The sequence below is a fragment of the Streptomyces sp. NPDC048643 genome (assembly GCF_040650615.1).
GTDB lineage: Bacteria > Actinomycetota > Actinomycetes > Streptomycetales > Streptomycetaceae > Streptomyces.
Map to the genome: position 1 here is coordinate 95,930 of NZ_JBEZHO010000013.1, position 21,210 is coordinate 117,139.

Sequence of the window (21,210 nt, forward strand, 5' to 3'; positions counted from 1 at the left end):
CACGTCTTTTCTCCCCGTCTGCCGCTTCTGCGGCGGGCGGCAAGGGCCGGAGCGTCGAGGGCGCCTCCGGGGGGCTTTCACCCGTCGGCGCGGGTGGCGGAGCCGGTACGGGTGGGGAGCCGGTACGGGTCCGGCTTCGCCCGCGCGCCCTACCCGCTCAGGAGACGCGCAGGAGAGTCGTGGCCGGGCGGATCGCGTCGGGTCCGAACTTGGCTCGGATGCGGTCGCTGACCTCCTCGGCCACGAGGCGCGTCTCGCGGACCGCGTCGAAGCTGATCTGCTCGGCGACCTGGTCCGCGGCGACGAGGTCATCGGCCTTCAGCGTCATCGCGGTGAGTCGACCCCGCTGGAGTCCCGCCGCGTCCATGAGCCGGTACGCCGTCGTGCGGAGGTCGTCGTCGTGGGCGGAGGCCTCCGGAAGCCGACGGGTCTTCTCCCAGGTGGTGCCGCCGGCGAAGCGCAGCGCCAGGGTCAGACCGCGAGCGGCCTGGCCACTGCCGCGTAGTTGGACGGCGAGGGTGACGACGAGGTCGAGGAGGGCCGCGCGGACAGCGGCGCCGTCCAGGGTGTGCCGGGGGAAGGCGCGATGGACGCTCGCGGTGGCGGGCAGCGCCCGCGGGACCACGGGTCGGGGGTCGACACCCCGGGCACGGTCCGCGGCCTGTCGCCCGGCCCGGCCGCCGAGAAGTCGCTGCACGGTGGCAGGCGGGACGGTGGCCAGCAGGCCGACGCTGTGGACGCCGTAGTCACGCAGCGCCTGGGCCTGGCGGGGTCCGATGCCGTGGAGGGCTTCGACGGGCAGCGGTCCGAGCCAGTCCGCGACCCGGTCCGGGGCCACGGCGAGGACACCACCCGGGCGGGAAACCTGCCCGGAAGCGGTGGCCGCGACCGTGATGGACGGCCCGATCCCGACGCGCACGTCGACACCCAGTCGGGAAATGGTCCGTACGCGCAGCATCTCCCCCAGCCGGACCGCGTCCACACCGTGGTAGCGCAACGCACCCTTGAGTTCCGCCAGGGCGGCAGTCGGAGGCAGCGCCTGGACGACCGGCGACAGCTCCGCCATCTGTTCGAGCACCTGTCGATAACCGTCCTCCGGCAACCGGTCCGGGCAGCGCACATGCATCACACTCGCCTCGCTCGGCACCTCGGCCTCCGACCTCACGGCAACCACCTCCACCACACAGGCTATCGAACTATTATTCGAACACGCGAGGTGGTGAACCCGGGCGGCCACCGAACTAGAATCGGATCTATGTTCGACGACCTGCCGCCTGACCTGGCACGACTGCTCACCCTTCGGGTGTGGCACGCCATGTGGCTGCAGCGCATCGACGCCAAGATCGCCGCACTCCAGAAACGGGAGGCGGAACAGGAACGGGGCCGCGCGAACCTGCCCGCGGAGCCGGACTGGATCGTCGAACTGGGCATCGGCAACGGACGCCCGCCCATCGAGGTCCACGCGGGCGACTGCTACGCCGCGGGCAAACGGCGGCGCGCCGTCCCCCGTGAGGAAGCGCGCCGGCTCCTCTCCTCGGGCGTACGCGCCTGCGCCCACTGCAAACCCGACACCCATCTGCGGATCCTCGACTGAACGGCCCGCCTCATGCGCCGCCGCGTCTCTAGGGCCGGCGGCGGAGGCTCGCCGTGCCCCGGGCGCGGACTGCTCCTAGGCTGAGAACCCTCGGGGCCTGATGCGGAGGTCCAGCATGCCCCGAACCGTCTGGTCCGGCGCCATCTCGTTCGGCCTCGTCACCGTGCCGATCCAGGTGGTCAGCGCGACCGAGGACCACTCGATCCGGTTCCACCAGGTCCACTTGGAGGACATGTCCCGGGTGCGGGTGCGCAAGGTCTGCGAGATCGAGGACCGCGAGGTCGCACAGTCCGAGATCGGCAAGGGCTACCAGTGGGGCAAGGACACGATCATCCCCGTACTCGACGAGGAACTGCGGGAGATGCCGCTGCCCACGGCGAAGGCCATCGAGATCGAGGCGTTCGTCCCGCTCGACTCGATCGACCCGATCCAGATCGGCGACGGCTACTACCTCCAGCCGGCCGGGCAGGTCGCCGCGAAGCCGTACAAGCTGCTCCGCCAGGCCCTGGAACGGTCCTCGAAGGTCGCCGTCGCGAAGTACGCGTGGTCGGGGCGTGAACGCCTGGGGCTGCTGAGGGTCCGCGACAACGTGATCGTCCTGCACTCCATGCGCTGGCCCGACGAGGTCCGCGACCCGTCCTCCCTGGCCCCCGAGTCGGTGGAACTCACCGAGGACGAGATCGCCGGAGCCGAACAGCTCATCGACCGTATGACACGGGAGGACCTGGACGGGCCCGAGTTCGTCGACCGATACAACGACGCCGTCGCCGAGGTGATCAAAGCCAAGCGCGAGGGCGTCGAGCCGCCCGAGGCGCCGGAGGAGGCCAAACCCGCCGGGAAGGTCGTCGATCTGATGGCCGCGCTCAAGGAGTCCGTGGCCAAGGCCCGGGAGTCGCGGGGCGAAGACGCGACCGTCCACGATCTGCCCAAGAAGAAGAGCGCCGCCAAGACCGCGAAGAAGACGGCCAAGAAGCAGCCCGCCAAGAAGGCCGCGAAGAAGACGGCGACGAAGAAGACCACGTCGGCACGGAAGTCGCGGAGCGCCTAGCGGGCACCTGGGGCGCCTGGCCACCCAGGGCGTTCATCGCGAAGGACACGACGAGCGTCGAGCCTTCGCCTACCTTGCGCGCGAGCAGCCCCATCCGCAGCGCCGCCGCGTCGGTCTGCTCCACACTCGTCGGCGAACGGGAGACCCGCGCCGCGGCGTCGGGCTCGGAGCCGAACAGGAACATGTCCTCGATGGCCTGACAGTTCGCGGGGTCCGCCCGCACGCTCACTTCGGGAATCTCGTCATCCGGAGCGTTGCCGACGCGGTGGCCCTTCACGTCGGTCTTGGTGACCGCGGCCTTCGCCAACTGCGCCTCGCCGAGCGGCTTCAAGCCTTCCCGGGCGGCCGGCGCCACAGCCGCAGCCACAGCCACAGCCGTGCGACGTCATGCGACCCGCGGGTGTCCGGACCCTGCGGAGTGAGAGCGACCCGCCCACACCACACGGGCCGGCCCGCCGCTCCTGACGTGGCGACCGAGGGGCGACAGACCACGTGAGAGGCAGTCAGCTACGCGGAGTCATGGGCTGTTTGAGTTATTTTTCGCGTTTTTGACGGTGTCTCAAAGGATCTTTGGCCGATTCATGGGATTCATTACGTGCTCGGTCGATAAGTACGACAATCATTCCGGCTTGAAGGAGCCTCGCATGGTCACCACCTCTTCCCTCCGCGCCCGCAGCATCCGTGGAGGTGCCGCGATGGCCGTCGCGGCCGTCGCCACTCTCGCCGGAGCGGGCGCCTCGTACGCCGCTCCCGGCGACAGCGGCGACATCGACGTCCGCTCGATCGGGTGGCACGCACGGGGCGGCGACGGCGTCGAGGTCTGTGAGTTCGTCCTCTCCGCCAGCAACTTCGAGTCCTTCCCCGCGGTCGCCTGGACGATCACCGCCCAGCCCCCGACCACGCCCCCCGGCGACACGCTCCAGAGCACGCTGCCGCTGGTCAACGGCTCGGCGCGCAGCGCGAAGTACCTGCTCCCGGAGGGCACGTACCAGCTGGTGTGGACCACCCCGGCGGGCCCGAAGCAGAAGCGGTTCTCGGTCGACTGCCAGAGCCAGGCCCAGTCCCACCACAGCCGCGGTCCGGCCGAGATCGGCCCGGGCGGCAGCCCCGCCAAGGAGTACTCCAAGCCGGTCGGCGGAGTGCCCGCGGGCGGCGGCGGCGTCCCGGAGGGTACGGAGAACCTGAGCTCCGAGAGCGACTCGAACTTCGGCACCACCGCCGCTCTGGCCGCCAGCGGTGTCGGCATCGCGGCGCTGGTCATGGTCCGCCGAGCCGCGCGCCGCCGTGCCCGCAACGAGGCGTAACGTCCCAAGCCGACGGCGACGGCGACGCGGACCGAGTCGCGCGTGCCGTCTGTCGATGACGCTGACGGTGACCTTCTCGCTGGTGGCCGGAATCGTCTGGGCGTGCTCCGGCTCGCCCGACGACTCCGCGGTCACCGCCGCCCGTGGCAGCGACGCCGCGGGCGGCGGGCCGCCGCCGTCCGCGCAGGCCGCGCCTCCACCCCAGGTGCGCTCACGGCCGGTGAAGATCGCCATTCCCTCCATCTTCATCGAGGCCCCGGTCGTCGACCTCGGCCTCGACAAGAAGGGGCAGCTCGGCGCCCCACCTCTGACCAAGCCGAAGGAGGTGGGCTGGTTTCGCAACGGCCCGTCCCCCGGCGAGGCGGGCACCTCCCTGATCGTCGGTCACCGGGACACGACGACCGGACCGGCCATCTTCCTCAACCTCAACGCACTGCACCGGGGGGACACGGTGAAGGTCACCCGGGCCGACAACGTGACCGCCGTCTTCACCGTCGACGAGGTGGGCAAGTACGCGAAGGACAAGTTCCCGAACGACAAGGTGTACGGGAATACGAAACGTCCGGAACTCCGGCTCATGACGTGTGGCGGTCGCTTCGACAAGAAGCACGGCTACGCGGCCAATGTCGTGGTCTTCGCCCACCTGGCCTCGCTCAAGAAGCGCGCGGCCTGAACACGAGCACCGTGCGGAAGCGGCCGGCACCTCACATCGAGGAACCGGCCGCTCGGCATGTCACGCGACGTCCGGCGCGAACGTCACGCGATCGGGACCAACGCGATCGCAAGTGACCGCGCCGTGCGGCGTGCAACAGCCTGGTCGGGACGGTCCAAGCAACTCCCCTAACCGGCGCGGCAGTTCAGGACGGGCGTTCCGGCGCCGCCCGGCGCGGCACCGAAGCCGAAGCCGGTCGAGGCGCCTGCCGCGATGGCCCCGTTGTGGGCGGCGTTGCTCGCGGTCACCGTCCTGCCGACCTGACCGTAGGAGGCGTTCCACATTCCGGAGACCGTCTGGTTGCCGGGCCAGTCCCAGGTGACCTGCCACGACTTGGTCGCCGAGGTGCCGGTGTTGGTGACCGTGATGTCGGCGTTGAACCCGCTGCCCCAGTCGCTGCTGACCTTGTACGTGGCCTTGCAGCCCGCGGAGCCGCCTCCCGTCCCGGCCGTCGTCGCGGCCACCGACGCGGACGCCGGCGAGGTGTTGCCGGCCGCGTCGCGGGCCCGCACCGTGTAGTCGTAGCGGGTCCCCGCGGTGAGGCCCGTGTCGGTGAAGGAGGTGCCGGTGACCTGACCGACCCTGCCGGTGCCGCGGTAGACGTCGTAGCCGGCCACCCCCGTGTCGTCGGTGGACGCCTTCCATGACAGCGACACACTCGACGAGGTGGTACCGGTGACCGCCAGTCCGGTCGGTGTCGAGGGCGCGGTCGTGTCGCCGCCTCCCCCTCCCCCGCCTCCGGTGAAACCCGGGGCCTTGATGGCGGCGAGGTAGCCGTCCTTCACCGTGTCCACGCTCTGCCAGTCGTCCTTGAGGATGCCGCCGGTGTCTCCGGAGTCCGGATTCCACGACCAGAAGGTCCAGTTGAAGCTGTCGGCGCCGTACGTGCTCGTGGGGCGCAGGTAGTCGACGAGAGCCGCGAGCCACTTCTGGTCCACCGTCGCCTGGAGGGTGGTGCCGAACTCGCCGAGCCAGACGGGGGCGATGTTCTGCTTGAAGATGTAGCCCCAGTTCCTGTCCCAGATGGCCGGCATGTTCGCCGGGAACGACGGGTCGCTGAACCACGGTTGCTGCGCGACGCTGGTGGCGTAGTCGTGGGCCGAGTAGACGAGGCGGTCGGCGACGCTCAGCCGTACCGGCGCGGTGGCGACCCCGGCGAGGTTGCCGCCCCACCAGTTGCTCTGCCCGTTCACCGTCTGCACGCCCTCGACGAAGATCAGCAGGCTGGGGTTGACGGACAGGACCGCGTTGCCGGCCCGTTCGGCGGCGAGCCGCCAGTCGACGCTCGAATCGCCGCATCCCCAACAGGCGGGATCATGCGGCTCGTTGTGCAGGTCGATGCCGATCACCGCCGTGTTGCCCTGGTAGCGCGCCGCCAGTGCCTTGAGGTCGGAGATCCAGGTCGTCTCGGGAACCGCGGAGGTGTACCAGAGCGCCGACTGGGCCGAGGCGTCGGGTCGATGACGGTCGAGTACGACCTTGAGGCCGATCGACCCCGCGTAGTCGACGATCTTGTCCATCACCTGAAGGGAGTTGAGGCCCTGCAGGTCGGTGTTCAGGCCGTTGGCGTAGGTGATGCCGTTGGGTTGGGTGCCCTTGAAGATGTCGTCGCTGTAGGGCAGACGGATGGTGTTGTACCCGAGGGTCTTCATCTGGTCGATCATCGACTTGTAGTCGCGCGACCAGAGGCCGTGCGCGACGTAGTTGGCCGTCTCGAACCCGAACCAGTTGACGCCGGCCATCCGCACCGGCTGGTTCTGCGCGTCGAGGATCCGGCGGCCGTCGGTGTGCCAGTACCCGGCGCCGGCGGCTGCCACGGTCGCGGAGGACGAGGGAGCGGCGGCCGCCTGCGCGGGTCCTGCCGCCGTGATCGGGACGAGAGCGGTGAGAGCCGCGGTGAGGAACGCGACCAGGGCGCGTCTGACGCGGTAGCGGGGCGGATGGCGCATGGTGGGGGTCCTTTCCGGGTGGGAGCGCTCCCATTCTTGGGCGCGCGTCTCCGGACGGGCAGGCGGGTGGGCATCCGGCATGGCGGCTCCCGCAGACCGGCAGGAGTGTCCCTCTCCCGACGGCCGGCTCATCGAAGCCGGACTGCGCACATGGAAGCCACTAAGCGTGTCCGCGTCAATACCTCACGCAGCGATCGCGTCCGTTGGCGGAGTTGTCGGCCACGGGGCACGTCCGTTTCGGCCACGCCCGCGCCCTCACGCCGTCGAGGGCAGGACGCCCACCTTCCGCATTCCGCGCCGAGCGCCTCGAAGGCCTCCCACGCCTCCGCGCGTACCGCCACCTGGCGTGCACGCCGCGCATCCCCTGCCCGGAACTCGATCCCCGAGTGAAGACTCAATGGGCCGTCAGGAACCCACTCTCGGCACAGGTGTTGACATCCACGGTTCGAGCGTCGCACTTTGGGAGCGCTCCCACGTTCGGTGCCCCTGTCCCCGCCGTCACCTCAGCGACCGGGCACCGTCTGCGCGCGACGACGAAACGCCGGGCCCCCGCCCGGTCGACGCCGCGGCGCGCTCCTGTTCGGCGGCCTGCCCGTTCCACTCCACGCGACGCACACGGTCGCACCGTTGTCCTGCCCGCACACAACGCCTGTCCGGCGGTCTTCCGTCCGGTGTGCCCGGGACGCGGCACACCGGACGGTCGCCGACGACCCCGCACACCGTCCGTACCTGTCCGCTCTCCCCAGGAGATGACCGATGCCTTCCCGTAGACCCGACTCCACCGTGCGCCGAAGCGGACCGAAGCGAACCGCCGCTCTGGCCGTCGGCGCCCTCCTCGGAGCCCTGTCCATCACCGCCCTCCCGACCACCGCGACCGCGGCCGCCAAACTCGACAACCCCTATGTCGGCGCGAAGGCGTACGTGAACCCCGACTGGTCGGCCAAGGCCGCGGCCGAGCCGGGCGGTTCGGCCATCTCCAATCAGCCGACCTTCGTCTGGCTGGACCGAATGGCCGCGATCCAGGGCACCGCCGACGCCCGCGGCCTGAAGGCGCACCTCGACGCGGCGAAGGCCCAGGGCGCCAACCTCGTCCAACTGGTCATCTACGACCTGCCGGGACGGGACTGCGCGGCGCTCGCCTCCAACGGCGAACTCGGCCCCGAAGACCTCGCCACCTACCAGAGCGACTACATCGACCCGATCGCCGCGATCCTCGCCGACCCCGCCTACGCGAGCCTGCGGATCGTCAACCTGATCGAGCCCGACTCGCTGCCCAACCTCGTGACCAACGCGGGTGGCACCGCCGGCTCCACGACCCAGTGCGCCACCATGAAGGCGAACGGCAACTACGAGAAGGGCGTCGGCTACGCCCTGCACAAACTCGGCGCCCTGCCCAACGCCTACAACTACATCGACGCCGGCCACCACGGCTGGCTCGGCTGGGACAGCAACCTCACTCCGTCGGCCCAGGAGTTCAAGAAGGCCGCCACCACCAACGGCGCCACCGTGAACGACGTGACGGGCTTCATCGTCAACACCGCCAACTACTCCGCCACCAAAGAGCCGTACGTCAAGGTGACGGACACGGTGAACGGGCAGACGGTGCGCCAGTCCAAGTGGATCGACTGGAACCAGTACGACGACGAGAGCTCGTACGCGCAGGGGCTGCGCACCGCGCTCGTCGCTCAGGGCTTCGACGCCGGTATCGGCATGCTCGTCGACACCTCGCGCAACGGCTGGGGCGGTTCGGGCCGGCCGACCGGTCCCGGCCCGACGACGAGCGTCGACGCCTATGTGGACGGCGGTCGCATCGACCGACGCATCCACGCCGGCAACTGGTGCAACCAGAGCGGGGCCGGCCTCGGCGAGCGCCCGGCGACCGCACCCGACACCGGGATCGACGCCTACGTGTGGGCCAAGCCGCCGGGTGAGTCGGACGGAGCCAGCCAGGCCGTCGACAACGACGAGGGCAAGGGCTTCGACCGGATGTGCGACCCCACGTACACCGGGAACGCGCGGAACGGGAACAACCTCACGGGAGCCCTGCCCAACTCCCCTCTCGCCGGGCACTGGTTCTCCGCCCAGTTCCGCCAGCTGCTCGCCAACGCCAACCCGCCGGTGAGCGGGTCGGGCGGCGGTGGCGGTGACACGCAGGCCCCGACGGTTCCCGGCGGTCTCGCGGTCGGCTCCACGACGAGCAACAGCGCCACCCTGAGCTGGAGCGCGTCCACGGACAACACCGCGGTCACCGGATATGACGTCTACCGCGACGGCGCCAAGGTCGGCAGCGTCACCACCACGTCCTACACCGACAGTGGGCTCTCCGCCTCCACGACCTACGCGTACACCGTCAAGGCCAAGGACGCGGCCGGCAACGTCTCGGCCTCGTCCACGTCGGTGTCTGCCACCACCAAGGCGTCGGGCGGCGGCGGAGGCACCTCGGGCCTCAAGGCGCAGTACAAGAACAACGACTCCTCCGCCAGTGACAACGGGATCAGGCCCGGCCTCAAGCTCGTCAACGGTGGTTCGACCGCCGTCGATCTGTCCAAGGTCACCGTCCGCTACTGGTTCACCGGGGAGTCCTCCTCCGCCGGCTACCAGACGTTCTGTGACTGGGCGCAGCTCGGCTGCTCCACGGTGAAGAGTTCGGTGGGCACCGTCTCCCCGAGCCGCACGGGCGCGGACCACTACCTGGAGGTGGGCTTCACCTCCGGTTCGCTGGCCGCCGGAGCCGACAGCGGTGATCTCCAGTTGCGCCTGGCCAAGTCGGACTGGTCGAACTTCGACGAGTCGAACGACTACAGCCGTGGCGCCAACAGCTCCTACGCGGACGCGGCGAAGGTGACCGTGTACGTGGCGGGCACCCTCGTCTGGGGCATCGAGCCGTAGAGCGGGCGGAGTGAACGGGGGGCCGGGGCCGCAACGTTCCGGTCCCCTCGCCGCGCCGGACGTCCGGTACGCGTCAGATGACGGTCATCCGGACGTCCTCGGGGGAAAGCGCGTCCTGGCGTCGACCGTATGGGCGCGCATCACCCGCTCTGCGCGCTCGCCGTCGCCGTGTGCGATGGCAGCGATCAGCTCGCGATGTTCCACCCAGGCCTGGTGGACGATGGGGGTGTAGTAGCGGCGAACCCGGCGTTCGACATGGACGGCCAGTTCGGCCAGCACCGTGTTCCCCGCCAACTCCCGCACACAGGCGTGGAACGTGGCATTGGCGTCGACCGCGGCCTCCACGTCGTCGGCCACGACGGCTGCCTCGCCCGTGGCGCAGAGGTCGTCCAGCCGATCCAGTCCGGCGGGGGACGAACCGGCCGCGGCCAACCGGGCGGCCTCGGTCTCCAACAGTGCGCGGACGCCGAAGAGTTGGTCGGTCTCGCCCTCGGTCGGCGTGTGGACGAACGCGCCCTTGGCGGGTCGCAGGTCGACCCAGCCCTCGGTGTTGAGGCGTTGCAGGGCCTCACGCACCGGCTGCCGGGAGACACCCAGATGACGTGCGAGTTCGTCCTCGACCAGGTGTCGGCCGGGGGGCAGCGCCTGCGAGCTGATCAGCTCCAGCAAGGCCTCGTACACCCGATCGCGCTGCGGCTCCGGGCGCGCCAGCCTGGGCAGCGACCCCTGGGGCAGCCCCTCGAACAACATCTCGGCCTCCACTGATCCATCCCGCTTCCCCAATCTAGGCACCTCGCCAGGTGGGGGAAAGGGCGTCGACGAGATCGCCATCGACGACCTGCGTGCCCGAGGTGATCCGAAGGCCTACTTGGTGTGATCCGCGCTCGGGCCGGGCGTGTCGGCGGCACGGTCCGCGACGAGGCGTATCGCCGCGATCGTGAGGTCCGGGTCGTGGATCATGACGTAATGGTCGCTGCCCGTCGCCAGCAGGTGCGGGGTCTGCGGCCGGAGGTCCACCAGCCCCTGCTGAGCCTTGGGCCACGCGGCCTCCAGCTTCTTCAGCAGACCCTTGTCCATGCTGGGCGGCGCGGCGAAGGGTGCCGTCTTGCTGAGCACCGCGAGCGGCACCGGGGGCAGCGGGCCGCCCCGCTGGATGTCGGTGACTCCGCTGTCGATGTCCACCTGCTCGAAGTCCGGCTTGTTGTCGAAGGGGGTGCCCGGGTGCCGTAGGGCCTCGACGTACGCGGGCCAGTCGTCCCCCATGGCGGGCTTCAGTCCGGGTCCGAGCGCGTCGACCAGGACCAGCCCACGGGTCTGCTTCGGGTGCTCCTGGGCGTAGCGCAGGGCGATCATGCCGCCGAAGGAGTGCCCCACCAGCAGGTACGGTCCCGGCACGTGGCCGGCGGTGAGCACGCGGTTCAGTTCGTCGACCATGGCGGGCAGCTTCCGGGTGCCGCGCTCCGGTGTGGTGCGGGTGGTGAGCGTGGGTGGCTGGGTGTAGCGGATGGTGCCGGGACGGTCGTAGGTGCACACACGGGTGAAGCGGGCCACGCCCGGCAGGACCGGGGTCTTCGGGACGGGCGGTGTGGCGTCGGAAAGCGACCACGGGTCGGAGGATTCGTGCAGTCCGGAGATCAGCACGACGGTCGGGCTCCCGGATCCCGAGCAGTGCAGGTACACGTTCCGTCCGCCGCCCACGTCCACCTGCTGGTCCGTGTCCCCGTCGGCCGACCCCGGCGTGGCGGCGACCAGCAGCACGACGGCCGCCAGGGCCGCCACGCCGCTGGACGCACGCCATCGGCATCGCATACTTCCAGCGTCCTCTTGTGTCCGCGGGCTCGCATCCGGGAGCGGCGGCCCGCCCCGGTCAGCGGCCGAAGGTGTCCGCGAACCTGCGTCCGTCGACGACGGGGTAGCCGAAGTCCGTGGCGTTGAAGGCGGTCGCGGACGTGCTCGTCAGGCCCGTGGTCGTGCCGCGCAGCACCCAGGCCGCGCCGTCGTCGTATCCGCCGGGCAGGACGTCCTCGCCGTACGCGCCGATCGCGAGGTCGGCCTTTCCGTTGCGGTTGATGTCGCGCAGTCGTACCGAGGAGCCGAAGTGGTCCCCTGCCTCCGCGGCGCCCGGAACACCCGGGGTGGCCTGGTGGAAGGACTGGGCGCCGCTGGTGCTGAGGCCGTTCCAACTTCCCTTCAGGAGAACGATGTTGCCGACGTTGCGGACGCCGTCCACCGTCTCGTTCGGGGCGCCGACCGCGACGTCGGCGCGTGCGTCGCCGGTCGCGTCCCCCACCGCCACGGCCGCGCCGAAGTTGTCGTACGGCTCGTCGGTGCCCGGGACGCCCGCGCCGGCCTGGGTGTAGGTCGTACCCGTGACCGGAAGCCCGGTCGAGCTTCCGTACCTGACGGTGAACGAACCGCCCTTTCCGACGCCGGTGTTGCCGGTGACCAGGTCGTCGTAGCCGTCGCCGTTGATGTCTCCGCCCGCCACGGCTGCCGAGGACACGGTGCCTCCGGGGGTGCTGCCCGCGGCCAGGGCCGAGTAGGAGTAGCCGATGTCCCCTGCCCCGCCGCGCAGGAGGCCGAGATAGGGAGTGGAGGTGGCGCCGCTCGCGTCCTGGATCCTGCCGTGCACCACGAAGTCGTTGCCGTCGGTGGCGGAGAAGCGGCCGGCGACGACACCGTCAAGTCGCACGCCGGGCGGCAGGAAGTCGACCTCCGGGGCCAGCGCGCCGTCCTGGGTGGGCTTTCCGTCGCCGTACCACCAGAAGGTGTCGTCGCCCACGACGACGAGGTTCTCGCCGCCGTCGCCGTCCAGGTCGGCGAAGGCGGCGCCCTCACCGAACCCGGATGCTTCGCCGGTCGGGGCGGTGAGTGCCATGCCGCCCGACGTGAAGGGCTTCGCCCCGCCCCAGATGATGGTGACCGAGCCGCGCGGCTTGCCGGTGACCTCCTCGCCGGGCGCGCCGACGATCAGGTCGGAGTAGCCGTCGCTGTTGACGTCGCCACTGGTGACGTTCTCGCCGAACCTGTCCACGGTCTCCGACACACCCGGAACACCCGGCGTGTTCTGGGTGACGCTCACCGAGCGCGCGGGGCTGACTCCGGAGGCCGAGCCGAAGACCACGGTGACCGTGCCCCCGCTCGCCTTGGGGGTGCCGATGGCCAGATCGCGGTAGCCGTCCCCGTTGAAGTCGTAGGTGAGCACGGCCGGGGTCCCGACGGCGGTCGGGGCGCCGAGCCCCGCGACGGCGAGGACGACCGCCGTCGAGACGGCGAGAGTACGTGCGCGCAAGGTGACGCTCCCTGTCTGTGGAACTGAATCGCCGCTACGGGCTTCGGTGATCTACGACTCCGCGGATGGTCAAAGGGTTGTACGCGCGCGACGGCAGGGTGAACGCGCCGTGCGAGGGCCGACGTTGGCCGGGCGCCGCAAGGGCGCTGGGACGCTGCCCGACCGGGTGGGTTACACGACCCCCCTGACACCGAAGCCTGCCGTGTGTTCATCGAACGAGCTGTCAGAGTGACGTCTGACAAGCCGAACGTGCCGGGGAGGCATCTGCTGTGAACACCGTGCGGTCCCTGCTGCGGCGCGACGCGGGTTACGCCGCGCTCCGGAGGTCTGTCAGAGCCGCGATCGTCGCCCCGGGCCTCTTCGCCCTCACACGGGCGATGACGGACAGTCCCGTCGTCCCCCTCTTCGCCGCTTTCGGGTCGATCGGGCTGCTGCTTTTCGTGGAGTTCGGGGGGCCCATGCGCGACCGCCTCGCCGAACAGGGGGCGTTGATCGTGACGGGAGCGGCGCTGATCTCGCTCGGCACACTCGTGTCCCGCGAGGTGTGGCTCTCCACCGCGGCCACGGCTGTCGTGGCGTTCCTCGTGCTGTTCTCCGGAGTGGTCAGCTCGGCGCTGGCGGGTGCCTCCACCTCGCTGCTCGTGAGCTTCGTCCTGTCCACCACGCTGCCCGGCACGGTCGACGCCATCCCGGACCGGCTCGCGGGATGGGGTCTGGCGGGCGTGGCCTCGCTGCTGGCCATCCGCTTCCTGTGGCCGTCTCCGGTACGCGAGCCCCTGCGGACCGCCACCGCGAGCGCGTGCGGCGCGCTCGCCGCACAGCTCAGGGCCGAGGCGGACTGCGTGCTGCGCGGTTTCGTCTCGGCGGACCGCCGGGCCCTCGGTTCGGTCGTGGACGAGGCGCAGGACGCGGTGACGTCGCTGCGGGACACCTTCTTCGCCACCCCGTACCGGCCCACCGGCCTCTCCACGTCCACCCGCGTCCTGATCCGACTCGTCGACGAGGTGCTGCTCCTCGCCACGATTCTGGACCGCGCGCCCGTGGGAGAGAAGGTGGGCCCCACGGACGCGATCGTCTGCGGAGTGAAGACGGCCGCCTCGGATCTGCTGCAGGCCAGCGCGGAACTGCTGGCCGCGACGGACGACCCCGACCCCGGCGGGCTGGCTCCGTTGCAGCAACGACTCGTCCAGGCCCGGTCCACGATGGAGAACGCCGTCACCGCGTTCCGGCCGATGACGGCCACCGGGCAAGAGCGGAGCCCCGCCGACGGCCGGGGCGAGAGGACCGCGACCGGGTTCGTGAGCTCGCTGGAGCCGAGCTTCCGCGCACAGGAGATGAGCTTCGCCGTGTCCGCGATCGCGAGGAACGTCGACCTCATCCTGACGGCGCGTCGGCGCACCGTGTGGCAGAAGATCACCGGACGACGCCCCGAAGGAGCCGCCTCGACGCTGGCATCGGCACAGGAACGCGCGGGCGCGCATGCCGAGCGGCACTCGGTGTGGCTGCACAACAGCGTGCGGGGCGCGATCTCCCTGGCTCTCGCCGTACTCGTCGCGGAGTTGTCGGGAGTGCAGCACAGCTTCTGGGTCGCCTTCGGCACCCTGGCCGTGCTGCGCTCCAGTGCCGTGCTGACCGGGCAGAACTCCTTGCGAGCGATCGCCGGCACCACCGCCGGCATCATCGTCGGCGGCGGGCTCATCTACCTGATCGGGTCCAACACCACGTTCCTCTGGATCCTGCTGCCCGTCGCCGTCCTCTTCATGGGCTTCGCGCCGGCCACCATCTCCTTCGCGGCGGGCCAGGCCGGATTCACCGTCTCGATCCTCATCCTGTTCAACCTCCTGCAACCGACGGGCTGGACCGTGGGCATCGTGCGGATCGAGGACGTCGCGATCGGCTGTGCCGTGAGCGTCGTCGTGGGGCTGCTGTTCTGGCCCCGCGGCGCTGCGTCCGTCCTCGGTCACGCGCTGGCGGAGGGGTTCTCCGAGAGTTCCCGGTATCTGCGCAGCGCGATCGACTACGGCGTGACGCGCTGCGACGGACTCGTGCGGACCGCTCCCGTTCCCGACGCGGAACGGTACCGCGCGGCGGGCGCCGCACGGCGGCTGGACGACGCCTTCCGAGGTTTCCTCGCGGAACGGGGTACGAAGCATCTCTCGCTGACCGACGTCACGACCCTGGTGACCGCCGTGGCCGTACTCAGGCTGACCGCCGACGCGGTACTCGACCTGTGGGAGAGGGAGACGCCGTCCGCCGCCGACCGCACCGCGGCGCGGGCGGAGATCGATCGCGCGGGAGACGTGCTGGTGACCTGGTTCGAGACGACGGCGCAGGCCCTGACGGGTGTCGGCGAGGTGCCGGAGGCCCGGCTCAAGGACACCGAGGCCGACGAACGGCTCATCGGTGCGGTCGAGCGCGACCTCGACGACGAGCAGAGCCGGCGTTCCTCGACCGCCATCAGGGTCGTATGGACCGCCGACCACATCGAGGCCGCCCGACGACTGCAGCAGGGCGTCCTGAGTCCCGCCCGTGCCGTGGCCAGGCTGCAGCGGGAACACAACGCCCGTACCAGGCTGTTCCGGCCGTCCTAGCGGACATCTCGGTCCGCGTGGGCCGGAGGCGGTCGACGGCCTCCGGCCCACGGGGACATCAGCCGAGCCCCACCGAGAAGATGTGCAGCTCTCCTTCCTTGGGAAGGGTGACGGACCTGATCTGCTTGCCGTCCGGCACCTCGTACGGCTTCGTCGCGAAGACGTACGCCGCGTCGCCCTTGCCACCCGGGCTGTTGCGGTACTCCGTCCTCGCCACGACGGTGTTGCCGTAGACCGGATCGGTGCCACCGCCCGGCCGGGTCCAGTCGCCGAAGGAGAGATCCGCCTCGGCGGTGGTGCCGTCGGTGAAGGTGACCGTGGCGCTCGCCCTGTGGTCGCCGTTCGTGGCCGAGCCGACGAAGACCAGGCGCCTGGTGTCCTTGGTGTCGGCGGCCAGATCGAGGCGCTGCCCGTTCGCGGTGATGCTGTCGGGGCGGCCCTGGGGCGGACCGGGCCAGACGAAACGCGTCCCCGAGGCGTCGACCGTCGCACCGCCCTTGAGCCCGGACGCGGCCAGCGCCTGGCTCGAGTAGCTGTTGCCCGCGCCGTCGAGGTCGGCGCCGGCCGGCATGTCGTCGCTCGACACACCGACGACCCCGTACGCGCCGCTCAGGGCGGCGGTTACTCCGCCCTCCTCGGCGACGAGGACGATCACGGTGCGATGGACCATGTCATCGCCGCGGCCCCGGACGGTGAACGGCACCTCGTAGTAGCCGGGGTCCATCCCGGCCGCCGCCTTCACGGTCAACTCGGAGGTACCGGAGCCCGTGCCCGTCGCGAGGGTCATCCTGCCGCCCGACACCGTCAGCCCCGCCGGGGCGTCCGCGGCGACCGTCAGCGTGCGGTCGCGCCCGGCCAGCCGCTGCCCGTGCACCGTGAGCCTGCTTCCGTCGCCGCCCGGGCACACGGTCACCTGGTTCTGGGCCGCGTACGCCAGGAAGTCCTGCTCCCCTTCGCGGTACGACGGCGGCGCCGCCTGTGCGGAGGTGGCCCAGGTCCTGTCCGGTGTGCCGGACAGGTCGAAGTCGAGTCGGCCACCCTTCGTCACCGCGGACTTCGGCAGGTACGTACGTTCGTAGTCCCGGCCGTCGAGTCGCAGCCCGTGGACGTAGGGTGCGTCGGCCGCCGCTCGCGGAGCGCGAAGGTCCAGGTCCCGTCCGCCGCCCGGAAGATCCACGACGACGCGCGGGAAGAGCGGGCTGTGCACCGACAGGTCGGCGGTGCCCGGTGTGGCGGGGTAGAGCCCCATGGCGGCCCAGACGTACCAGGAGGACTGGGCGCCCAGGTCGTCGTTGCCGGGCTCACCGTCGGGGGTGGGGCTGAACAGGCCGGTCGCGATCGAGCGGACCTTCTCCTGCGTCTTCCACGGCTGGCCGAGGTGGTTGTACACCCAGGGAACACCGAAGTCGACCTCGTTGCCCGCCCACATGTACGGCTCGTTGGGACCCGCGTTGAGCTTGCCGAAGAAGGTGTCGAGGCGCTTCGCCGCGACCTCGCGACCCCCCATCGCCTGGACCAGACCGGCGGTGTTCTGCGGAACGAGCCAGTTGTACTGGGCCGCGTTGCCCTCGTCGAAGCCGTCCTGGCCGAACGTGCCCGCCGGGGGCGGCTGGTAGCCGGGGCCGTCCGGGAAGAGACCGTCCTCGCCGCGCGGGGAGAGGTAGCCGGTCGCCGGGTTGAGGATGTTCTGCCAGTTCTGGCCGCGGCGGGTGAAGGTGCGCGCGGTGGCGTGGTCACCGGCGGCCTGCGCCAACTGCGCGATGGCGAAGTCGTCGATCGCCCACTCGAGGGTGACGGAGGCGCCGACGCGTGCATGGTCCCCGCGCACGGCGCTGTTGTTCGCGTAGCCCCGCTCCAAGTAGTCCTCGACGCCCGGCCGCTCCTGGTAGGCGCCCGGCGTGCGGTCGACCGAAGTAGCGCCCTTGACCAGGTACTTCAAGGCCGTCTTGAGGTCGAAGTCGCGTGCCCCGTAGGCGTACAGGTTGGCGATCAGCGGGACGGAGTTGTCGCCGGTCATCTGGCCGGTGTAGTCGTTCGCGAGGGGCCAGCGCGGCCACCAGCCGCCTTGTTCCGCGTCGTTGACGAGCGACTGGGCCATGTCACTGGCCTGGCGGGGGAACAGCATCGCCTGTAGGGGCGCGAGGGAGCGGTAGGTGTCCCAGTCGGAGAAGTTGGCGTACTGCGTGCGGCCCTCGGGAAGTGTGCGGACCTTGTCGTCGAAGCCGATGTAGCGGCCGTCGGCGTCGTCGAAGGCGTTCGGGTGCATCAGTGAGTGGTAGAGGAAGGTGTAGAACATCTTCCTCTCACCGGTCTCGCCTCCGCCGACGCGGATCTTCCGCAGCGCCTGCTTCCACTGGTCGCGGGTCTGCTCGCGCACGTCGTCCTGGTTCCAACCGGGTATCTCCGCCGACATGTTGGCCTCGGCGCCGGCCACGGAGACGTACGACATGGACACCTTCGCGCGCACCGTGCGCTCTTCGCCCGTGTCGAAGGTCAGATAGGCGCCCGCCCTGGGGGCGTCCACCGCGTCGCCGTCCGCGGTCACCGCCTTGCCGTCCCAGGTGCCGTGCGCGACGAACGGGCGATCGAAGGTGATCGCGTAGTGCACGGTGTACTCGTTGCCCTTGCCGCAGAAGTTCCCCGTGGTCGCGGATCCGGTGACCTGGCGGTCCCCGGAGATCTCCAGATCGGCCTTCCTGTCCCCGGCGAGGCTGCCGCCGCCCTTGACGAGGACCTGCGCCTTCTCCCCCGTGCCGGCGGGGAAGGTGAACGCCGCCAGGCCTGTGCGGGTGGTGGCGGTGAGTTCGGTGCGGACCTTCGCGTCGTCGCCGGTGGTCACGGCGTAGTAGCCGGCCTCGGCCTTCTCGTCGGTGTGCGTGAACGACTCGGTGCGGTCCCACGGTGCGCTGCCGACGTCCCCCGCGACCGGCAGCAGCGGAACGTCGCCGAAGGCGGTACAGCCGACGGACGCGTGGTTGAGGCTGAATCCCTTGATCTTGCTGCTGTGGTACTGGTATCCGGCGTACGAGCCCTCCGTGTCGGGCGAGAACTGCATCATGCCGAACGGGGTGGACGGACCGGGGAAGTTGTTGATCTCGCCGACCGACTCCCCGCCGTTGCCCGTTCCGATGAGCGGGTCCACGAACTCCGTCGGATCCTCGACGAGTTCGGCGCTTCCCTGCTTGGACAACGTTGTCAGAGTGGCGGAAGCGACTCCTCCCGATCCTCCGACGAGTGCCGCCACGGTGGCGGCTACGACTGCGACGTGCGTTCTGAAACGTGTCACGTGCGACTCCTGTGCAATGGCGTCCCGGCCACCACACCGTCGGTCATGCTCGCGCCAAGGTCAAGAGGCGTGCGCCGCCTGCGCGTTGGGCATCTCGCTCAGGACCCCTGCGTCGGGCGCCCTTGATCCACCCGCCCAGAGCGAGCTTCCGGAGCGCGAAGACCGAGGTCAGGAGGGTCGAGGTCCCTGCAGTACGAGGGCGAGGCTGTGTTCGGCGTCGTCGCTGAGCGCGTCGTGGAAGGCCTTGTCGTAGGCGTCGCCACCGGCCGCGTTGCGGGCTTGGAGCTCCCACAGGTCACGGACCTCGGCGAGCTCGGGCGTGCCGCGGCCCGGGTGGCCGAGCATGCGCCAGAAGGTGTTGCCGGTGCCCGATGTGCGGGCGGCCTCGACACCGTTGCCCTGCACCGCGTTCGCTCCGGTGAGCAGGTCGAGAGCGAGGGCGATCCCGAGGTTGTCGTTGAGGTTGTGCTTGCTGGCGAGCATCGCTCGGGCATGGCGTTCGGCGTCGTGCGCGCGCCCCTGGAGCAGGTCGATGAAGGCGAGTTGGTGGAAGGCGTACGACCGGGCCCAGTGCTCTCCGTACTGGAGACTGAGCCGGCGCAGGCCGAGGGCCGCGGCATAGGCCTCGTCCAGCCGGCCCAGCGCGGAGTCGGCGAAGGTCCGGATGACCATGCAGCACAGCTGCGGCGCGCCCGACGGAGGCGAGGTGCTGTGCGCCGTCAGCGCGTGGTCGCTCACGTCGTACGCGGCCTGCGGGCGGCCGGCCATGAGATGGGTGAGGCCGAGCGTGTGGGCGGCGAAGAGCCCCGACTGCGCCGTCCCGTCCTGCTGCGCGGCGCTCGCGCACTCCTCTCCGACGCGCAGGGCCGCACGGTGGTCACCCTGGAGCGTCAGGGTGATGCCGAGGGCCCAGAGGGCGCGGGTGCGGGACGGGCTCTCGGGCGGCTCGAGGGCCAGTACGCGTTCGAGGTAGTCGCGGGACTCGTGGAGGTGTCCGCAGCAGGGCCAGAACAGTCCGGTCCGGCCGGCGGCGTCGAGGGCCGCGCCGGGATCGGTCTCGATGAGGTGGTCGAGTGCGGCGCGAACGTCGGTGTGGCTTGCGGAGATTCGCGCGTACCAGGCGACCTGTTGGTCGCTGAGCCAGCCGGCTTCCGCCTCGGCCAGCACGGTGGCGTAGTGCGCGGCGTGCCGTCGGGCGAGGGTCTCCTCCTCGCCGAGTTCCGCGAGCCACATGGCGCCGTACTCGCACAGGGTGTCGAGCATGCGGTAGCGGGTGCCCGCCCGTTGGAGCACGGACTGGTCGACCAGCCGGTCGAGGAGCCGTGGGATGTCGTGGGCAGCGAGCGGGCCGCCCGCGCAGACCGCCTGGGCGTCCGACACGTCGACGGGGCCACGGAACACGGAGAGCCGCGCCCACAGCAGTCGCTCGATCGGCGAGCACAGTTCGTGGCTCCAGCCGATCGCCGTGCGAAGGGCCCGGTGGCGCTGGGGCCACACGGTCTCGTCGACGAGCGTGTCGAGGCGTGAGCCGAGCCGGTCGGCCATCTCGGTGAGACCGCTCTCCCGCAGCCGGGCGCAGGCCAGTTCGACGGCGAGTGGGATGCCCTCCAGGCGGCGGCAGATGGCCGAGACCACGTCGGCGGAGCCGGGGGAATCGAGCGACACCGCCGGGGCGGCCGTGGCACAGCGCTCACGGAACAGGCGGACCGCGTCGCCGTCTCCGCCCGCGTCCACGGAGAGCGGAGCCACCTCGACACGGTGCTCGCCCTCGACGCCGAGAGCCTGCCTGCTGGTGGCGAGGACCGACAACCGAGGCGCACCGGCGAGAAGTTCACCGATCAGGCCGTGGCAGGAGTTCAACACCCTCTCGCAGCAGTCGAAGACGAGCAGGACCTGCCGGCCGGTCAGCCACTCGGTCAGGGCCTCGACGGGGGCCCGCGGGTTGTGGTCCAGGAGATCGACCGCGTCGCAGACCGTCGAGGTGAACAGTCGGTCGTCGTACAGGTTCGACAGGTCGACCCACCAGACCCCGTCGGGGTAACTGCCGCGCAGCCGTTCCGCGACACGCAGGGCCAGTCGGCTCTTGCCGACACCTCCGCCACCGGTGAGGGTGACCGAGCGGTGCCTGGTCAACGCCGCTTCGACCTCGGCGAGTTCGCTGTCGCGGCCGACGAAGCTGGTCGTCATGACCGGAAGGTTGCCTACCACGGCACCATCCTGCCCGGCCCGTGGGTGCCGCCGGAGCCGGTTGCGGGAATCGGTCACAACCGATCGGACTCGGCCTCGACGACAGTTCGCCTGTTCCAGCTCCCGCCCAGGCCGAGAACGACGGGCGAGCGGGACCATTCTCAGGCGGCCGGCACGGGAGGAGCAACGGGCCAACAGGCAAGGACGGACCGTGAGCACCGATCGACCGCGACCTCGGCCGCGCTCCTCGCCGATCGGGCCCACCACGATCCGCCTCCCTGTTCGTGGGCGCGGCGGATCGGGTGGGCGCCCTGGGCGAGCGAAGTGCGTTCGATCGAGCGGACCGTCCCCGGGTCCG

General features: G+C 70.6%; 13 protein-coding genes. 6 read left to right on the forward strand and 7 right to left on the reverse strand.

Annotated features, from left to right (window positions below; translation table 11 throughout):
- Positions 1 to 157: 157 nt before the first annotated feature.
- Positions 158 to 1,126, reverse strand: a complete 969-nt coding sequence (locus AB0C62_RS15785; RefSeq protein WP_362973565.1) for a hypothetical protein — start codon at positions 1,124 to 1,126, stop codon at positions 158 to 160.
- Between the two features lie 129 nt (positions 1,127 to 1,255).
- Between AB0C62_RS15785 and AB0C62_RS15790 the strand changes: the two genes are divergently transcribed.
- The 4 genes from AB0C62_RS15790 (at position 1,256) to AB0C62_RS15805 (ending at position 4,619) form a co-directional block, all read left to right on the forward strand.
- Positions 1,256 to 1,594 (forward strand): DUF6233 domain-containing protein, encoded by a 339-nt coding sequence (locus AB0C62_RS15790; RefSeq protein WP_362973391.1) that lies wholly within the window; start codon positions 1,256 to 1,258, stop codon positions 1,592 to 1,594.
- A 115-nt stretch (positions 1,595 to 1,709) separates the two neighbouring features.
- Positions 1,710 to 2,642: a Ku protein gene (locus tag AB0C62_RS15795; protein ID WP_362973393.1), complete on the forward strand. Its 933-nt coding sequence runs from the start codon at positions 1,710 to 1,712 to the stop codon at positions 2,640 to 2,642.
- 644 nt (positions 2,643 to 3,286) lie between these two features.
- The gene (locus tag AB0C62_RS15800) at positions 3,287 to 3,946 is read left to right on the forward strand and encodes a hypothetical protein (protein WP_362973395.1); all 660 of its coding nucleotides are present in this window, start codon (positions 3,287 to 3,289) and stop codon (positions 3,944 to 3,946) included.
- A gap of 55 nt (positions 3,947 to 4,001) precedes the next feature.
- Positions 4,002 to 4,619 carry a class F sortase gene (locus tag AB0C62_RS15805; RefSeq protein ID WP_362973397.1) on the forward strand — a complete coding sequence of 206 codons (618 nt, stop codon included), beginning with the start codon at positions 4,002 to 4,004 and terminating at the stop codon, positions 4,617 to 4,619.
- 167 nt (positions 4,620 to 4,786) lie between these two features.
- On the opposite strand, the gene AB0C62_RS15810 is transcribed toward AB0C62_RS15805, so the two are convergent.
- Positions 4,787 to 6,607: a cellulase family glycosylhydrolase gene (locus AB0C62_RS15810; protein ID WP_362973399.1), complete on the reverse strand. Its 1,821-nt coding sequence runs from the start codon at positions 6,605 to 6,607 to the stop codon at positions 4,787 to 4,789.
- Between the two features lie 756 nt (positions 6,608 to 7,363).
- Here AB0C62_RS15810 and AB0C62_RS15815 point away from each other — a divergent pair.
- Positions 7,364 to 9,496, forward strand: coding sequence for a glycoside hydrolase family 6 protein (locus AB0C62_RS15815; protein WP_362973401.1), 2,133 nt, complete (start codon positions 7,364 to 7,366; stop codon positions 9,494 to 9,496).
- Between the two features lie 84 nt (positions 9,497 to 9,580).
- On the opposite strand, the gene AB0C62_RS15820 is transcribed toward AB0C62_RS15815, so the two are convergent.
- From AB0C62_RS15820 to AB0C62_RS15830, 3 genes are all read right to left on the reverse strand, one after another.
- The gene (locus AB0C62_RS15820) at positions 9,581 to 10,246 is read right to left on the reverse strand and encodes a GntR family transcriptional regulator (protein ID WP_362973403.1); all 666 of its coding nucleotides are present in this window, start codon (positions 10,244 to 10,246) and stop codon (positions 9,581 to 9,583) included.
- A gap of 114 nt (positions 10,247 to 10,360) precedes the next feature.
- Entirely contained in the window at positions 10,361 to 11,305 is a 945-nt protein-coding gene (locus tag AB0C62_RS15825) for an alpha/beta hydrolase (protein ID WP_362973405.1), read from the reverse strand.
- 58 nt (positions 11,306 to 11,363) lie between these two features.
- Positions 11,364 to 12,788: an FG-GAP repeat protein gene (locus AB0C62_RS15830; RefSeq protein WP_362973407.1), complete on the reverse strand. Its 1,425-nt coding sequence runs from the start codon at positions 12,786 to 12,788 to the stop codon at positions 11,364 to 11,366.
- A 269-nt stretch (positions 12,789 to 13,057) separates the two neighbouring features.
- Here AB0C62_RS15830 and AB0C62_RS15835 point away from each other — a divergent pair, with 269 nt between their 5' ends.
- Entirely contained in the window at positions 13,058 to 15,379 is a 2,322-nt protein-coding gene (locus AB0C62_RS15835) for an FUSC family protein (RefSeq protein WP_362973409.1), read from the forward strand.
- Between the two features lie 58 nt (positions 15,380 to 15,437).
- On the opposite strand, the gene AB0C62_RS15840 is transcribed toward AB0C62_RS15835, so the two are convergent.
- Together AB0C62_RS15840 and AB0C62_RS15845 are read right to left on the reverse strand one after the other, a co-directional pair.
- A complete protein-coding gene (locus AB0C62_RS15840; protein WP_362973411.1) occupies positions 15,438 to 18,569 on the reverse strand; it encodes a GH92 family glycosyl hydrolase in 3,132 nt (1,043 codons plus the stop codon).
- A gap of 264 nt (positions 18,570 to 18,833) precedes the next feature.
- A complete protein-coding gene (locus AB0C62_RS15845) occupies positions 18,834 to 20,852 on the reverse strand; it encodes an NB-ARC domain-containing protein (RefSeq protein ID WP_362973413.1) in 2,019 nt (672 codons plus the stop codon).
- Positions 20,853 to 21,210 lie beyond the last annotated feature (358 nt).

Coding starts and splice junctions, on each gene's coding strand:
- AB0C62_RS15820 (WP_362973403.1), bottom strand. CDS start 10,246: ATGTTGTTCGAGGGGCTGCCCCAGGGGTCGCTGCCCAGGCTGGCGCGC.
- AB0C62_RS15790 (WP_362973391.1), top strand. CDS start 1,256: ATGTTCGACGACCTGCCGCCTGACCTGGCACGACTGCTCACCCTTCGG.
- AB0C62_RS15800 (WP_362973395.1), top strand. CDS start 3,287: ATGGTCACCACCTCTTCCCTCCGCGCCCGCAGCATCCGTGGAGGTGCC.
- AB0C62_RS15815 (WP_362973401.1), top strand. CDS start 7,364: ATGCCTTCCCGTAGACCCGACTCCACCGTGCGCCGAAGCGGACCGAAG.
- AB0C62_RS15795 (WP_362973393.1), top strand. CDS start 1,710: ATGCCCCGAACCGTCTGGTCCGGCGCCATCTCGTTCGGCCTCGTCACC.
- AB0C62_RS15805 (WP_362973397.1), top strand. CDS start 4,002: ATGACGCTGACGGTGACCTTCTCGCTGGTGGCCGGAATCGTCTGGGCG.
- AB0C62_RS15785 (WP_362973565.1), bottom strand. CDS start 1,126: ATGCATGTGCGCTGCCCGGACCGGTTGCCGGAGGACGGTTATCGACAG.
- AB0C62_RS15845 (WP_362973413.1), bottom strand. CDS start 20,852: ATGACGACCAGCTTCGTCGGCCGCGACAGCGAACTCGCCGAGGTCGAA.
- AB0C62_RS15810 (WP_362973399.1), bottom strand. CDS start 6,607: ATGCGCCATCCGCCCCGCTACCGCGTCAGACGCGCCCTGGTCGCGTTC.
- AB0C62_RS15825 (WP_362973405.1), bottom strand. CDS start 11,305: ATGCGATGCCGATGGCGTGCGTCCAGCGGCGTGGCGGCCCTGGCGGCC.